Consider the following 14654-nt stretch of genomic DNA (forward strand, 5'->3'; position numbering starts at 1 on the left):
GCAACACGCCCGCGGCTAGGCTCGTGCCATGGGTGACCTGTTCGACGGATACGGCTCCACCGCGTCGACGCGAAAGACCGCTTCCGGAGTCCCTCCGTTCGACGAGATGTTCGCGAAGGCACCTGCCAAGGACGGATCCGCCGAGTCTCGGCGCGCATATCGGGAGCTGTATCAGGCGCTCGCGCAGATGACGCAGGAAGAGCTGCGAGGTCGCACCGAGTCCCTGGCAAGCTCGTACCTCGCGCAGGGGGTGACCTTCGACTTCGCGGGGGAGGAACGCCCTTTCCCGCTGGATGCCGTGCCCCGGGTCATCACCTACGACGAGTGGTCGCGGATCGAGGCGGGTGTGTCGCAGCGGGTGCGGGCGCTGGAGGCCTTCCTCGACGACGCGTACGGCCGGCAGCACTGCGTCCGCGACGGTGTCCTGCCTGCGGCGTTGATCGCCTCGTCGCAGTACTACTACCGGCAGGCGGCGGGCATCCACAGCGCCAACGGTGTACGCATCCAGGTCTCGGGCATCGACCTCATCCGTGACGAGCACGGCGAGATGCGCGTACTCGAAGACAACGTGCGCGTGCCCTCCGGGGTCAGCTACGTCATCTCGAACCGGCGCGTGATGGCCCAGACCCTTCCCGAGCTGTTCGTGTCGATGCGGGTGCGTCCGGTCGGCGACTACCCGAACAAACTGCTGGGTGCGCTGCGTGCGTCGGCGCCCCCCGGCATCGAGGATCCGAACGTCGTCGTGCTCACGCCCGGCGTGTACAACTCCGCCTACTTCGAGCACACGCTGCTGGCTCGCCTCATGGGGGTCGAGCTCGTGGAGGGCCGAGACCTCGTCTGCATCGGCGGCAAGGTCTTCATGCGCACCACTCGGGGACCGCAGCGCGTGGATGTCATCTACCGGCGCGTCGACGACGACTTCCTCGACCCGCTCCAGTTCCGGGCCGACTCCATGCTCGGAGCTCCCGGTCTGCTGCTGGCGGCACGACTGGGCAACGTCACGATCGCGAACGCGGTCGGCAACGGCGTTGCCGACGACAAGCTCCTCTACACCTACGTGCCCGATCTCATCCGCTACTACCTCGCCGAAGAGCCGATCCTGCGCAACGTCGACACGTGGCGCCTGGAGGACCCCACCGCTCTCGAGGAGGTGCTCGACCGCCTCGACGAGCTCGTCGTGAAGCCCGTTGACGGCTCGGGCGGCAAGGGTCTTGTCGTCGGGCCGGATGCCTCACCCGCCGAACTCGAGCGGCTGCGAAAGCGGCTGCTGGCCGACCCCCGCGGATGGATCGCGCAACCGGTTGTCATGCTCTCGACCATCCCGACTCTGGTGGAGGAGGGAGTGCGGCCGCGGCACGCCGATCTGCGCCCGTTCGCGGTGAACAACGGCGACGAAGTGTGGGTGCTTCCCGGAGGCCTGACCCGCGTCGCCCTGCCCGAGGGGCAACTGGTCGTCAACTCCAGTCAGGGTGGGGGATCGAAGGACACGTGGATCGTCGGCGGCGACGCCCCGCCCCACGTCGAGTACGGACAGGGCCACGGGCTTGCCGGGCTCGTCGCCGATCAGGCCTCGGTCACGGAGGCGATTCCGATCATCTCCCCCGAGCAGACCCAGCCGACGCACTCGCCGCAGGAGCGGCCACGCTCGCACTCCGAGCAGCAGGAGCAACAGCAGCAGGGCAAGGATGGCGCACCATGCTGAGCCGCATCGCCGAGAGTCTCTTCTGGATCGGTCGCTATATCGAGCGTTCCGACGGGACCGCTCGTATCCTCGACGTGCACCTCCAGCTGTTGCTCGAAGATCCCTGGATCGACGAAGACACCGCCTGCCGTTCGCTCCTGAGTGTCATGGGATCGGTTCCCCCGGACGGGCTGGAGGTCGTCGGTCGCGGGGACGTTCTGCAGCGGCTCGCGGTCGACCGGATGAATCCATCGAGCATCGCGTACTCGGTCACCTCCGCGCGCGAGAATGCCCGACGCGCGAGGGAGATCGTCTCCACCGAGCTGTGGGAGTGTCTGAACACGACGAACTCCCGGATGCCGCGACGTCTCCAGACCGACAAGGTGCACGATTTCTTCCAGTGGGCGCGTGAGCGGGCGGCGCTCGCGGTGGGGATCGTCGATTCGTCCACGAGCCGGGACGAGGCCTGGCAGTTCTTCACCCTCGGACGCAGCATCGAACGCGCCGACATGACCGCCCGGCTCCTCGCGACGCGGTCGCTGACGGAGGCGTCGGGGCCGTCGTGGACGACGATCCTCCGCTCGTGCGGCGCATACGAGGCATATCTGCGCACCTACCGCGGCATCCCGAGTGCGCGCAACGCGGCGGAGTTCCTGCTGCTGGACCGCCTGTTTCCGCGGTCGATCATCTACTCCATCCAGCAGGCCGAGGAGTGTATGTCAGCCATTGACCCGCGCGCCGACCGCGTGGGGCATTCCAACACCGTGCTGCGCGTCCTCGGCCGCATCCGCAACGAGCTCGAGTACACGCCCGTCGCCGACATCCTCAGCGATCTTCCCGACGAGATGGAACGCGTGCAGGTCGTGACCCGCGAGGCGTCGGAGGCGATCCGTCAGCGTTTCTTCCCGACGCAATCAGAGCCCAGCTGGATCGGAGAGCTCTCATGAAGCGCCTGCGCATCGAGCACCAGACCGCCTTCGCGTACCAGGGCGATGTGTCGGCGTCGTACAACGAGGCGCGGATGCTGCCGGGTTCGACCGACAGCCAGTTCGTGCTCAGCGCGTCCCTCGACATCGAGCCGTCGACGTCGGTCAACCACTACGTGGACTACTTCGGCACGCGCGTGACCTCGTTCGACATCCTGTCGCCGCACGCCGCGCTGACCCTTACTGCACGCTCGTTGGTCGAGGTGAGGCCACGCCCCCTTGAGCACGCCGACATGACGTGGGATCAGCTGCGCCGAGAGTCCGCGCGCTCCGTGGAGATCGTCGAGCAACTCGGGCAGACGGCGCGCACGGCGCCGCACCCCGAGGTGGCCGAGATCGCCCGCTCCATCGCCGCGCAGCACGACCAGCCCGGGCAGGCGGCGCACGCGATCGCGATGGCGATCGGCGACGCCGTCGAGTACGTCCACGGGGTCACCGGCGTCCACTCCGCCGGCGCCGAGGCATGGGAGGCGCGCAAGGGCGTCTGTCAGGACATCGCACACATCGTGCTCGGAGCCCTGCGCGAGGTCGGCATCCCCGCCCGCTACGTCTCCGGATACCTGCACCCGAAGGCGAACGCCGAGGTCGGCGTGCCCGTCGAGGGGGAGTCGCACGCCTGGGTCGAGTGGTTCTCGGGGTCGTGGGAGGGCTTCGACCCGACCAACAACACCGAGATCGGCGACCGCCATGTGCTCGTGGGGCGCGGGCGCGACTACAACGACGTGCCGCCGGTGCGCGGCGTCTATGCGGGGCCGTTCAAGAGCGACATGTCGGTGAAGGTGACGATCACGCGCGAGGCGTGAGAGGCATCCGGCAGCAACCCCGCGACGGCGTCAGTGCGCGAGGGCGGGTGACTCCGCCGTCTCGCTGTGGAAAGCGCTCGCGACCGAGAATCGCTTGCGTCGGAAGAGCACGGCCGCGATGACGGCGCCAACGATGAAGAACGCGGCGCTCCACCAGTACGCAACGGTGTAGCTGTGCACCGCGGCGTCGGCCAGGACCGTGTCGGAGACCGGCTGGTTGGCGGCGACGTAGTCGGCCAGCGCGGTGGCTGCGAGCGTGTTCAGCAGGGCAGTACCGATCGAGCCGCCCACCTGCTGGCTCGTGTTGACCATGGCCGAGGAGACGCCGGCGTAGCGGCGGTCCACTCCGAGTGTGGCCGTCTGGATGGCGGCGGGCATGATCGTTCCCATCCCGTACCCCAGGACCAGCAGCGGGGCCAGCGCGTCGAGATAGGTGCTGTCCGTGCCCAGGCGCGTGAACAGGATCATCGCCGCCGCGGCCAGCAGCATTCCGGTGGGCACGAGAATCTTGGGTCCGAGCCGGGGCAGCAGGACGTTCGTGCTCAACTGCGCAGCGAACACGAGCATGACGATCATCGGGAGGAAACCCACGCCGGTCTGCATGGGTGTGTAGGCGAGCGTCAGCTGGAAGTAGTACGTGACGAACAGGAAGACACCGAACATGCCGGCGCCGGTGATCATGACCGAGATGAAGGATGCGCCGCGGTTGCGGTCGACGACCACCGGGAGGGGGAGGAGGGGGTGCGCGGTCACGCGCTGCCACACCACGAAGCCGACGAGGAGCACTGCCGCGGCAACGAGCGACCCCCACGTCAGCGGCGCATCCCACCCGTCTGACTCCGCGCGGGAGAACCCGAAGACGAGGGCGAACAGGCCCGCCGAGGCCAGGAGCGTGCCGGGGATGTCCAGCTGCGGACGCGGCCCCTGGCGGCTGGCCGCGGGCACGAACACGAGAGCGAGCACGAAGGCGATCGCCGCGAAGAAGACGTTGATGGTGAGGTTCCAGCGCCAGTCGAACTGCTCGGTGAGGAACCCGCCGAGCAGGAGCCCGACGGCGCCACCGGCTCCCGCGATCGCTCCGAAGACGCCGAACGCCCGGGAGCGTTCGCGCGGGATGGTGAATGTCGTGGTCAGCACCGCGAGAGCTGTCGGGGCCAGAAGTGCCGCGAAAACGCCCTGCAGCGCACGCGCGGCGACCAGCATCTCGAAGGATCCCGCGAGACCGCCCAGGAGCGAGGCGACGGCGAAGCCGATGAGCCCGATGAGGAAGGCGAGCTTGCGTCCGATCAGATCGGACAGGCGCCCGCCCAGAAGCAGGAGACTCCCGAAGGCGAGGGAGTAGGCGGTGACCACCCACTGACGATCACCATCGGAGAACCCGAGATCGGCCTGCGCAGCCGGCAGCGCGATGTTCACCACTGTCGCGTCGAGGACGACCATGAGCTGGGCGATGGCCACCGTGCCGAGCGTCCACCATCGGCGCGTTGCAGGAGTCGTCGGGGCCGGGGAGGTCGGAGTCGTCACGCCGTCAGCGTATACGAAACCGACTAGTATCGGAAATGAACGGTTCCCGAAGTAGACTGGCTGAACGGACAGCGAGGAGTGTGATGGATTCGGAGACGACGGCCTCCACCGCCGCGCCCCGCCTCGGCCGGCCCCGCGATGCCTCTCGCGACGCAGACATCCTCGATGCGACGATCGCCGTGCTCGCAGAACAGGGGTTCGACGGGATGACCATCGACATGGTCGCGGCCCGGGCCGGGGCGGGCAAGGCGACTGTCTACCGCCGGTGGCCGTCGAAGGCCGATCTGGTCATCGATGCCGTCGCCTGCATGAAGATGAAGGATCTCGACCCTGCGCACCTGCCCGACACCGGGACTCTGCGCGGAGACCTTGTCGCTCTCGTGCGGGCGCCGGCCGCCGCAGATGCCGACCAGAAGATGCACGTCATGGGCGGCATCGTCTCGCTCGTCTCCCGTGAGCCCGAACTGGCCCGTACCGCGTACGCGGCGATTCTGCAGCCGCGGATCACGGCAAACCGCATCCTTCTTGAGCGCGCACGAGAGCGGGGCGAGACTCGCCCCGACATCGACGTGGATCACCTCGCTGCGCTCATGCCCGCCATGGTGTCCTTCCGCACGCTCGCGCAGCGCGAGCCGATCACGCGGGAGTTCCTCCTCTCGATCATCGACGAGGTGCTCTTGCCCGCGGCGGGAGTCGTGCGCTCCGACTCGTGAGAGCGCTTCGACTGACCTGGGTGGCGCGGCGCAGTACGCCGGATGACGATAGATGACCGCGCATGACGGGAGATGACCCGGCGTGACCGTAGATGACAGGCCGACTTCGAGCCGTGCCGGTCCAGGGTCTACCGTCGCCGCATGACTACTCTCGTCTCTTCATCCGCATCTGACATCGCCAGCGAGCGCGCGTCCCGGCTGGATGCTGCGGCATCCGCCTGGGGAGCGCGAATCGACGCAGACCGCACCGCAGCCCACCTCACCTACCGCGTTCGCGGTGTCGGCGAGGGAGCTGTCGCGACTCGTGTCCGCGCGGGCGGACACGAGTTCGTCATCGACGAACCGGCCGCGCTGGCCGGCGACGACGCGGCAGCGAGTCCTGTCGAGTACGCGCTCGGCGCGATCGCCGCGTGTCAGGTCGTCGTCTTCCGGTTGTATGCGCACGCCCTCGGCATCCCGCTCGATGGCATCGAGGTCACGGCAGAAGGCGACCTCGACGCCGCTCGGCTCTTCGGCAAGGACGACACGGTCCGGCCGGGGTTCTCCCAGGTGCGGGTGTCGATCGAGGTCAGCGGGGACGCCAGCGCAGCGGACTATGAGCGCCTTCGCCAGGTCGTGGACGCCCACTGTCCCGTGCTCGACCTGTTCGCCAACCCCACGCCGGTCACCACCGCGATCACCGTGCGCTGATCGACCCCCTCAGGACTCGGCCCGGTCGACCTGTTCGCGCAGGTCGTCCGGGTCGAGGTGCGCCCGGGCGAACTCATCGCTACGCGGCAACTCGAGGTGCAGATCCGTTCCGACGCACACGTGCACTTCTCCGTGTGTCATCACATGGTCCAGGACATGTCCGCCGCCGGTGCGATCGGACAGCAGAAAATGGGCGTGATAGCCCGGAACAGACAGGCCCTCCTCGAACGCCGGGGTGCGGAAACCGACGACTGTGCCCCGCACGCCGGAGAAGGTGGTCACGGCCTGCTCGGCCGTCGCCTCCACGAGCGGGCGGTACGGATGCTGCTGAACGTGCACCGCCCGAACCGTCATCCGTTCGTACACGCCCTCCACTCTCACGGCGTACATGTAGTTCGAGGATCCGAGGGTCGCGTCGATCATCGCGGTGACCTCCGCGCGCGTGTGCGTCCCGTCGATCGTGAAGGAGTGGTGAGGAGTGAACCGGGTGACGACGGCGTACGGCACGCTCTCGTCGTCCCCGGCCACAGAGGCGGAGCCGTCGTCGCGGAGTCGGTAGCAGGTGCCGTCGACGAGGACGAGCTCGCCGTCGAGCCCCGCAAAGGTACCGATGCCGAAGTCGCCACGGCGGCGGAGCGTGCCGACGGTCGTCTCACCGTCGTAGACCCCGTCCACAAGCGCGGCGATGACACTCGTCTGGTGAATGGTGTGGCGCGGTGTGGTCACGACCCGAGGCTAGCGCTCCCCGCATCCGTATACTCCCGGGCATGACGGTGCGGCGGCGGGTGGTGATCGCGCCCGACAGCTTCAAGGGTTCGATCTCCGCGCACCACGCCGCAGAAGCGCTCGCGCGCGGATGGCGTCGTGAGAGCCCCGGTGATGAGGTCGTGCTCCGGCCACTGGCGGATGGTGGGGAAGGAACCCTCGAGGCCTTTCTGGCTGCGATTCCCGGCGCGCGTCGACGCCACGTCCGCGTGACGGGCGCCGACGGTGCGCGCCACGACAGCGTGTGGGTGCTGCTGCCGCCGGATCCGCGGGGAGGCGGCGCGACCGGCGTCGTGGAGGTGGCGTCGACCTCGGGGATCGAGGCTCTCGCCGGCAGGCTGCGTCCCTGGGATGCGGGCACGGAGGGGCTGGGACAGGCGATGGCCGCGGCATTGGCTGACGGTGTGACGCGGCTGGTCGTCGGCCTGGGCTCGAGTGCTTCCACGGACGGCGGCGCGGGCATGCTGCGCGCGTTGGGGGCGCAGCTCACCGATGCGGAGGGCTCGCCCATCCGCCCCGGCCTCCGGGGCCTGCGCGACCTCGTCCGTGTCGACCTCTCGGGCATGGCGCGCCCACCCGCCGGCGGAGTCGTCGCGCTTGCCGACGTCGACAATCCGCTGTGCGGTCCTCGGGGCGCGGCTGCCGCCTTCGGGCCGCAGAAGGGGTTGCAGGCCAGCGAGGTCGCCGAGGCGGACGCGATACTCGCGCGGTGGGCGGGTCATCTCGCCGGGCCGCACGACATGCCGGGCGGCGGCGCTGCCGGCGGTACGGGGTTCGCGCTACGGGCCTGGGGCGCGCAGCTCGTGTCGGGCGCGGCATACGTGGCAGAACTCGCCGGGCTCCGCGACCTGCTTCACCCCGACACTGTCGTGATCACGGGAGAGGGGTCCTACGACGTCGGATCGGCGTCGGGGAAGCTGCCGTGCGTCGTTGCCCGAATCGTTCGCGACGCGGGGGCGCGTGCAGCTCTGGTGGCCGGGCGTATCGAGCAGGGCGCAGACCTCTCCGCCTTTGCCACGACGCTCTCGCTGACCGACATCGCCGGAGAGGGGGCATCCGCGCGGGCGGAGCCGCAGCGTCACCTCGAGACAGCAGGCGCCCTCCTCTCGCGGCGGCTGTAGCATCCCGCGCTGGCGCACGGCGTCGCCAGTGCTCAGCGAGGCGACGGGGTGTGCGCAATCGGTTGGGTGACGATCCGCAGCGGGCGGGTCTCATCCAACCGAAGCCGCAGTCGGCCGCCGCGGTGCAGGCGCCCGGACCACACCAACCAGGTGATGGCGATCGCCGCGGCGATGAGCGCGGCAAGGGTCCCCAGCTGGATCGCGGCGCGGGGGCCGAGCTCGTCGGCGACCCATCCCACGATCGGCGCGCCCACGGGTGTTCCGCCCAGGAGGATCGCGATGTAGATCGCGAGGACGCGACCGCGCATATGCGCATCCGTCGTGGCTTGGACGTAGCCGTTGGCGGTCGACAGGATGGTGACCACAGCGAACCCCGTGAACACCAGCGTCACCGCGTAGAGCGCATACGTCGGCATGACCGACGAGACCGCGGATGCCACCGCGAAGCCGAGGACCCCCGCGATGACGACACGGACCCGCGCGCGGTCGCGTCGTGCGGCGAGCAGGGCCCCCGTGAGCGAGCCGATTGCGAGCACCGAGTTCAGGAGGCCGAAGCCGTCGGCTCCCGCGCCGAATTCCAGCGCCATCGTGGATGCGTAGATCGGGAAGTTCATACCGAAGGCGCCGACGAGGAACACGACGATGAAGACCACGATCAGATCGGGTCGCGTCCCGACGTAGCGGAAGCCGTCCGACAGGCGTGAGCGGCCCTCCATGATGACCCGGGGGGCCAGCTCGCGCCGGCGCATGGCCAGCAGCGCGCCGATCGTCGCGAGAAAAGTCAGCGCGTTGACCAGGAACATCCAGCCGGTACCGACCAGCACGATGAGAAGGCCCGCCACGGCAGGTCCGATGATCCGTGCCGCGTTGAAGGATGCCGAGTTGAGGGCAACCGCATTGCTCGTGTTCTCGCGCGTGACGAGGTCGGACACGAAAGCCTGACGCGCCGGGTTGTCGAATGCGGCGACCAGGCCGAGCGCCAAGGCGAAGGCATACATGAGGGGCAGCGTCATGGTGCCGGTGAGGATGAGTGTTCCGATCGCTGCCGCGAGCAGGAGCGAGACCGCCTGCGTGGCCAACAGAATGTGGCGGCGATCGAATCTGTCGGTCACCCAGCCGGTGACCCCGACCAGGGCGAGCGGGGGGCCGAACTGGAGGGCCATGGTGATGCCGACGGCCCCCGCGTCGCCCGGGGTCAGCTCGGTCAGCACCACCCAGTTCTGCGCGGTCGACTGCATCCAGGCGCCGATGTTGGACACGAGCGCGCCGATGAACCAGACGCGGTAATTGAAGATCCCGAGGGACCGGAACATGGTGCTCATGCTCCGGCCAGTCCCTGCATGATGGCAGCGGCACGGACGAGGACTTCGCGGTCCGAGCTCCCCAGGGACGCGAGCGTCTGCTCGACCCACGCGTCGCGGCGCTTGACGGTCTCCTCCACGACAGCGCGTCCGCTCTCGGTGATCGTGACGATGACTTTGCGTCCATCGGTGGCGTCGGCCGATCGCTCGACGTAGCCCGAGTCCTGTAGGCAATTGACGGTGCGGTTCATCGACGGCGCCGACACGCGCTCACTGTCGGCTAGCTGACCCGGCGTCTGCGGGCCGTTGATCACGAGCGAGGCAAGCACAGAGAACTGTCCGTCGCTCATCGAGTCGATGGCGCGCTGGGTGCGCATGCGCCTGGCGAAGCGGAATACGCCGATGCGTACCTGTGTCGCCTCATCGGCGAAGGGGTGATCCTCGGAGGGCGCGGACTGGCTCATGTCGGTTACTTAGCATAGCTCATTAGCTTTGTTAAAGAATCGTGGGCGAACGCGGGGCATCGGCGTGGGCGAGCCCGCGGTGCGTTGTCAGCGCCGACCGCGCGGCGGCCAGACGTCGAGGGTCTGGGCGCGAGCCTGGGCGGCTGCGGCGGCGACTGCCCCTCGCGCAACGACGTCCGCGCCGAGTGTCGAGGCGATGAGGTCGGGGGCGGGCAGGTCGATGTCCGTCGGCAAGGACCGCCGCGCGGCGGCGACCACCTCGTCGATCCCGTCCGCGATCGCACCCGAGACGATGACCCGCTGGGGGTCGTACATGCTCCCGAGCACGCTGACGATGCGCGCGAGGATGTCGCCGACCTGATTCACGACGCGGCGCGCGACGGGGTCCCCCGCGTGCGCGTGCTCAAGCACGGTCTTTCCATCGAGCTGACCGGGTCCCAGCGTGCGGAGGGAACTGCTCGCGCTCGCGTCCGTCGCTGCGAGCGCATCCTCGGCAAGGCGCGCCGCGCGGATGCCGAGCCCGTCCGCTCCGCCGACGCCCTGGACATAATCGAAAGCCACCATCTCGCCGACGCCCCCGTGTCTACCGCGCAGGAGGTGTCCGTCGACGACGACCCCCGCCCCGAGACGGTCGCCTGCCAGGAGGGCGACGTAGTCCTCGCATCCTCGTGCCGCGCCCCACTCTGCTTCGGCGAAGGCCGCGAGCGAGGCGTCGTTTTCGATCCGCACCAGCGGTGCCCAGGAAAGGACGTCGACCAGGTCCGGGTTCATGCGCTCCCAGAAGCCATTCGGGTGACGGGGGGAGCGACCGGACCTGTCGACCGGAGCAGGGACGCCCACGCACACCGCGAGGACGTCCTCGCGCGTGCGGTTGCTCGCCGTGAGTGCGTCGTCGATCAGCCCTGAGAGCAGACCCTGGCGCGTCGGCCCGTCGTCGCTGTCGAGGGCGCGCGTCGCGCGTTGCTGCGAGAGGGGGTGTGATCGGAGATCCGTGAGGGTGACGCCGATGTGGCTGTTCCCGGCGTCCACGCCGACCAGAACGGCGGCGTCGGCGCGAAGGATGAAGCGGCGAGCGGGGCGCCCTTTGCGGTAGTCGCCGGCTTCGCGGGCGTTGGGCAGCTCGACGACCAAGCCGAGCTCGCACAGGGTGTCGATGGCTTCGATGGTGGTCGACCGGGTCAGGCCGGTAGCGCCCATGGCGTCGCTGGCGGTGAACTCTTCCGCGTCCCACGCGTATCGAAACATGGCGTACAGGCTGGCCGGACGGGGAGGGGCGGGGTCGCGGGACACCGATTCAGGAGTCGTGAGCGGCGTGGGCATAAGGGTCTTGATCTTTCGGGCGATGTCCTGCAATACTGCCGGGAGAACTTTGATTTGGCGAGTAAATTTAATCAACGACGATTTTGCTCACACGGAGGACGACGGTGTCACGATCACGACGGATGCTCAGGACCGCGGGAGCCGCCGCAGCCGTGGCCGCCATGAGCGCCACGATGCTGGCCGGCTGCTCTGCGGACGGCCGAGAGACGATTCGCTTCACGTTCAGCAAGCGTGAGGCCCTGGACTTCATGAGGGCGCTCGTCGAGGACTACAACGCCTCGCAAGGCCAGGTGCGCGTCGAGATGGACACCTCGGGAGTCGACGTCGTCTCGGCAAGCTTCGTACGCGGAAACCCACCGGACATCATGCTCGCCAACTACAACTACGAGGTCGCGCGGTTCGTGCAGCGATGTGCGCTGAGCGACCTGTCCGGTACCGAGGCCGCCGCGCGGATCCGCCCCGATCTCCAGCCGCTCATGGACCAGTACGGCACGTGCCCCGACCGGACGAGCGCACTGCCCTACTCGGTGATGGCGGCATCCGTCATCTACAACGAGGAGATCTTCGAGCAGCTGGGGCTCGACGTGCCCCAGACGTGGTCGGAGCTCCTGGCCACGGCAGACGCGCTGGAGGCTGCGGGCATCACGCCGTTCTACGGAACCTTCAAGGATGACTGGACGGTCGGGCAGGGCTGGTACGACTACTCGGTCGGCGGCTCGCTGGACGTGCTGCGGTTCTTCGACGACCTCGCGGCCGAAGGCGCCGACGTCGGTCCGGACTCCGCCGTCTCGTTCGAGCGGGACTTCGCGGAGCCGATGGACCGGATGATGCAGCTGGTCGAGAACTACGTGAATGCCGATGCGCCGAGCCGCGGATACGGAGACGGCAATCTGGCCTTCGCGCAGGGACAGGCAGCGATGTACCTGCAGGGTCCGTGGGCGCTCGGCGAGATCGCCAAGACGTCGCCCGACCTGAAGGTGGGCACCTTCCCGCTTCCGATGACCGAGGACCCCGACGATCTCGCGGTGCGCGTGAACATGGACCTCGCGGCCATGATCCCCGAGGGCTCTCGGCATCAGGAGGCCGCCCGCGACTTCCTTGAGTACCTCTATCAGCCCGAGAACATCGAGGCCTACAACGAGTCGCAGCTCGGCTTCACGCCGATCACCGGTGCGCCGGCGCCGAGCGATCCTCGGATCGCGGGAATGCGCGAGTACTACGACGCGGGCCAGGTCTATCAGGGGCCGTCCGTGCTCGTCCCCAAGACGATCCCGGTCTTCAACTACGCGCAGGCCATGGTGCTGGGTGCACCGCCGGCATCCGTGCTGGCCACGATGGACGAGGACTGGGCGCGTCTGGCTTTCCGCCAGCCCGCACCCACGACCGGCGACGCGCTCGGGGCGCCCGCCCAGACCGAGACGAAGGAGTCCGGACGATGACCGCCACTTCCACCCTGGTGACAGGAGCCGACCGACGCGGGCAGCGCAGCACGCGTCGTGTCGAGCCGATCTATTACGTGTTCCTGCTGCCCACGCTCGCCCTGTTCACGCTGGCGATCACCGTGCCTGCCGTCATGGGCATCTTCTTCAGCTTCACCGATTCGATCGGCATCGGATCCTGGAACCTCATCGGGTTCACCAACTACATCGCGTTGTTCAGCGACCCGGCGATCCTGCAGAGTTACCTCTTCACGATCGGCTTCTCGATCGCGACAGTCATCGTGGTCAACGTCGCCGCGTTCCTGCTCGCTGTGGGGCTGACCTCTCGCATCCGGTTCCGCACGGGGCTTCGCGCGGTGTTCGTGATCCCGATGGTGATCTCGGGCATCATCATCGCCTACGTCTTCAACTTCCTCTTCTCGAACTCGCTCCCCGCCGCCGGGGCCGCTCTCGGGGTCCCGTTCCTTGAAACGAGTCTGCTGGCCAACCCCGACCTCGCGTGGATCGCGATCGTCATCGTCACCGCCTGGCAGGCCATTCCGGGGACGCTGCTGATCTACATCGCGGGGCTGCTCTCGGTGCCCGGCGATGTCTACGAAGCTGCGGACCTCGACGGTGCATCGAAGACGCAGCAACTCCTGCGCATCACCCTCCCGCTGGTCGCCGGCTACGTGGTGATCAACGTCATCCTCGGCTTCAAGGGCTTCCTCAACGCATACGACATCATCGTCGGGCTGACAAACGGCGGCCCCGGCACCGCGACACGCAGCGTCGCCATGACGATCATCGCGGGCTTCAACGGGGGCGACTACGCCTACCAGATGGCCAACGCGACGATCTTCTTCCTCGTGGCCGTGGCTATCTCGATCCTCCAACTCTCGCTCACGCGCGGAAGGAACCAGATCTCATGACCAGTCAGCCCGCGCTCGCCTTCGAACAGGCCGATGCCGCCCTCGCGCCCCGCGCCCATCGTGAACGGCCCGCGAAACGCCGCGGCGAACGCGTCACCTGGTCGGGCACGATCATCCTCCTGCTGTGCTCGGTGACGGTGCTGCTGTCGCTCTACGTCACGATCAGCATGTCGCTGAAGACGACCGAACAGGCAGTCGACGGCAACGCATTCTCGCTTCCCGCGCCCTTCAGCGTCGATGGGTTCGTCGAGGCGTGGACCCTCACCAGGTTCCCGATCGGCGCGGCGGTGTCGATCCTGGTGACGGCGGGCACGGTGTTCGCGACCATCGTCCTCGCCGCATTCGCGTCGTACGCGATCGTGCGCAACTGGGACCGTCGACTGTTCCGCTACTCGTTCTTCTACCTGCTCGCCGCGATGTTCATCCCCTTCCCGGTCGTGGCTCTGCCTCAGATCCAGCTGACCGGCAGGCTCGGGCTGGACAATCCGCTGGGGGTCATCCTTTTGGCCACGATGTTCCAACTGAGCTTCAGCGTGCTGCTGTTCACTGCGTTCCTGCGCTCGATCCCGATCGAGCTCGAAGAGAGCGCGCGTATCGACGGTGCTACCACGTGGCAGACCTTCTGGAGGCTGATCTTTCCGCTCCTGGCACCCATGAGCGCGACAGTCGGGATCTTCGCGTTCCTCTACGCCTGGAACGACTTCATGATGCCCTCCCTCATCATCTCCGACCCCGCGCTCCAGACTCTGCCGGTGCGGCAGAACCTCTTCCAGAACCAGTTCAGCAACAACTACAACGTGTCGTTCGCCTCGTATCTCATGGCCATGGCACCCGCGATCGTCGCGTACTTGTTTGCTCAGCGCTGGGTCATGGCGGGAGTCACCCAGGGTGCGATCAAGGGGTGAGCCCCGCATCCGGCGCTTTCCGCTCTCGATC

Annotated in this window: 14 protein-coding genes; 9 read left to right on the plus strand and 5 right to left on the minus strand. The window is 68.0% G+C overall.

Annotation, left to right across the window (positions count from 1 at the left end; translation table 11 throughout):
* Positions 1 to 28 precede the first annotated feature (28 nt).
* Genes ACSGC5_RS00435 through ACSGC5_RS00445 form a run of 3 tightly spaced genes read left to right on the plus strand, consistent with a single transcriptional unit; the run spans position 29 to position 3470 of the window.
* A complete protein-coding gene (locus ACSGC5_RS00435) occupies positions 29 to 1702 on the plus strand; it encodes a circularly permuted type 2 ATP-grasp protein (protein ID WP_434968661.1) in 1674 nt (557 codons plus the stop codon).
* Positions 1696 to 2628: an alpha-E domain-containing protein gene (locus tag ACSGC5_RS00440; RefSeq protein ID WP_434968662.1), complete on the plus strand. Its 933-nt coding sequence runs from the start codon at positions 1696 to 1698 to the stop codon at positions 2626 to 2628. The genes ACSGC5_RS00435 and ACSGC5_RS00440 overlap by 7 nt, the downstream gene beginning before the upstream one ends.
* Positions 2625 to 3470: a transglutaminase family protein gene (locus ACSGC5_RS00445; RefSeq protein ID WP_434968663.1), complete on the plus strand. Its 846-nt coding sequence runs from the start codon at positions 2625 to 2627 to the stop codon at positions 3468 to 3470. The genes ACSGC5_RS00440 and ACSGC5_RS00445 overlap by 4 nt, the downstream gene beginning before the upstream one ends.
* Positions 3471 to 3500: 30 nt before the next feature.
* On the opposite strand, the gene ACSGC5_RS00450 is transcribed toward ACSGC5_RS00445, so the two are convergent.
* Positions 3501 to 4994 carry an MFS transporter gene (locus ACSGC5_RS00450; RefSeq protein WP_434968664.1) on the minus strand — a complete coding sequence of 498 codons (1494 nt, stop codon included), beginning with the start codon at positions 4992 to 4994 and terminating at the stop codon, positions 3501 to 3503.
* An 83-nt stretch (positions 4995 to 5077) separates the two neighbouring features.
* Between ACSGC5_RS00450 and ACSGC5_RS00455 the strand changes: the two genes are divergently transcribed.
* Both ACSGC5_RS00455 and ACSGC5_RS00460 read left to right on the plus strand, forming a co-directional pair.
* A complete protein-coding gene (locus tag ACSGC5_RS00455) occupies positions 5078 to 5707 on the plus strand; it encodes a TetR/AcrR family transcriptional regulator (RefSeq protein WP_434968665.1) in 630 nt (209 codons plus the stop codon).
* Positions 5708 to 5848: 141 nt separating this feature from the next.
* Positions 5849 to 6397, plus strand: a complete 549-nt coding sequence (locus ACSGC5_RS00460; protein ID WP_434968666.1) for an OsmC family protein — start codon at positions 5849 to 5851, stop codon at positions 6395 to 6397.
* A 9-nt stretch (positions 6398 to 6406) separates the two neighbouring features.
* Here the strand turns inward: ACSGC5_RS00460 and budA are convergent, their stop codons facing one another.
* Positions 6407 to 7123, minus strand: coding sequence for an acetolactate decarboxylase (gene budA, locus ACSGC5_RS00465; protein WP_434968667.1), 717 nt, complete (start codon positions 7121 to 7123; stop codon positions 6407 to 6409).
* A 41-nt stretch (positions 7124 to 7164) separates the two neighbouring features.
* On the opposite strand from budA, the gene ACSGC5_RS00470 reads away from it, so the two are divergent.
* Positions 7165 to 8283, plus strand: coding sequence for a glycerate kinase (locus ACSGC5_RS00470; protein WP_434968668.1), 1119 nt, complete (start codon positions 7165 to 7167; stop codon positions 8281 to 8283).
* A 32-nt stretch (positions 8284 to 8315) separates the two neighbouring features.
* Here ACSGC5_RS00470 and ACSGC5_RS00475 read toward each other — a convergent pair whose 3' ends face one another.
* The 3 genes from ACSGC5_RS00475 to ACSGC5_RS00485 form a co-directional block, all read right to left on the minus strand.
* Complete coding sequence (locus ACSGC5_RS00475) at positions 8316 to 9605, minus strand: MFS transporter (RefSeq protein WP_434968669.1); 1290 nt, start codon at positions 9603 to 9605, stop codon at positions 8316 to 8318.
* A complete protein-coding gene (locus tag ACSGC5_RS00480; RefSeq protein ID WP_434968670.1) occupies positions 9602 to 10048 on the minus strand; it encodes a MarR family winged helix-turn-helix transcriptional regulator in 447 nt (148 codons plus the stop codon). The genes ACSGC5_RS00475 and ACSGC5_RS00480 overlap by 4 nt, the downstream gene beginning before the upstream one ends.
* A gap of 87 nt (positions 10049 to 10135) precedes the next feature.
* Positions 10136 to 11293 (minus strand): ROK family protein, encoded by a 1158-nt coding sequence (locus ACSGC5_RS00485; protein WP_434968671.1) that lies wholly within the window; start codon positions 11291 to 11293, stop codon positions 10136 to 10138.
* A gap of 197 nt (positions 11294 to 11490) precedes the next feature.
* Here ACSGC5_RS00485 and ACSGC5_RS00490 point away from each other — a divergent pair, with 197 nt between their 5' ends.
* The 3 genes from ACSGC5_RS00490 to ACSGC5_RS00500 are packed head-to-tail and all read left to right on the plus strand — an operon-like array spanning position 11491 to position 14623.
* Positions 11491 to 12807, plus strand: a complete 1317-nt coding sequence (locus tag ACSGC5_RS00490; RefSeq protein WP_434968672.1) for an extracellular solute-binding protein — start codon at positions 11491 to 11493, stop codon at positions 12805 to 12807.
* On the plus strand, positions 12804 to 13718 hold the full coding sequence (locus ACSGC5_RS00495; protein WP_434968673.1) for a carbohydrate ABC transporter permease: 915 nt from the start codon (positions 12804 to 12806) through the stop codon (positions 13716 to 13718). Before ACSGC5_RS00490 ends, ACSGC5_RS00495 begins: the two co-directional genes overlap by 4 nt.
* Positions 13715 to 14623 carry a carbohydrate ABC transporter permease gene (locus ACSGC5_RS00500; RefSeq protein WP_434968674.1) on the plus strand — a complete coding sequence of 303 codons (909 nt, stop codon included), beginning with the start codon at positions 13715 to 13717 and terminating at the stop codon, positions 14621 to 14623. The genes ACSGC5_RS00495 and ACSGC5_RS00500 overlap by 4 nt, the downstream gene beginning before the upstream one ends.
* Positions 14624 to 14654: the final 31 nt, after the last annotated feature.

Source organism: Microbacterium sp. bgisy207 (genome assembly GCF_965345035.1).
Lineage (GTDB): Bacteria > Actinomycetota > Actinomycetes > Actinomycetales > Microbacteriaceae > Microbacterium.

Excerpts from the sequence above, each read along its gene's own strand:
- ACSGC5_RS00435 (WP_434968661.1), top strand. The coding sequence starts at position 29 with ATGGGTGACCTGTTCGACGGATACGGCTCCACCGCGTCGACGCGAAAG.
- ACSGC5_RS00470 (WP_434968668.1), top strand. The coding sequence starts at position 7,165 with ATGACGGTGCGGCGGCGGGTGGTGATCGCGCCCGACAGCTTCAAGGGT.
- ACSGC5_RS00440 (WP_434968662.1), top strand. The coding sequence starts at position 1,696 with ATGCTGAGCCGCATCGCCGAGAGTCTCTTCTGGATCGGTCGCTATATC.
- ACSGC5_RS00490 (WP_434968672.1), top strand. The coding sequence starts at position 11,491 with ATGCTCAGGACCGCGGGAGCCGCCGCAGCCGTGGCCGCCATGAGCGCC.
- ACSGC5_RS00460 (WP_434968666.1), top strand. The coding sequence starts at position 5,849 with ATGACTACTCTCGTCTCTTCATCCGCATCTGACATCGCCAGCGAGCGC.
- ACSGC5_RS00475 (WP_434968669.1), bottom strand. The coding sequence starts at position 9,605 with ATGAGCACCATGTTCCGGTCCCTCGGGATCTTCAATTACCGCGTCTGG.
- ACSGC5_RS00455 (WP_434968665.1), top strand. The coding sequence starts at position 5,078 with ATGGATTCGGAGACGACGGCCTCCACCGCCGCGCCCCGCCTCGGCCGG.
- ACSGC5_RS00485 (WP_434968671.1), bottom strand. The coding sequence starts at position 11,293 with ATGTTTCGATACGCGTGGGACGCGGAAGAGTTCACCGCCAGCGACGCC.
- ACSGC5_RS00500 (WP_434968674.1), top strand. The coding sequence starts at position 13,715 with ATGACCAGTCAGCCCGCGCTCGCCTTCGAACAGGCCGATGCCGCCCTC.
- ACSGC5_RS00445 (WP_434968663.1), top strand. The coding sequence starts at position 2,625 with ATGAAGCGCCTGCGCATCGAGCACCAGACCGCCTTCGCGTACCAGGGC.
- ACSGC5_RS00495 (WP_434968673.1), top strand. The coding sequence starts at position 12,804 with ATGACCGCCACTTCCACCCTGGTGACAGGAGCCGACCGACGCGGGCAG.
- ACSGC5_RS00480 (WP_434968670.1), bottom strand. The coding sequence starts at position 10,048 with ATGAGCCAGTCCGCGCCCTCCGAGGATCACCCCTTCGCCGATGAGGCG.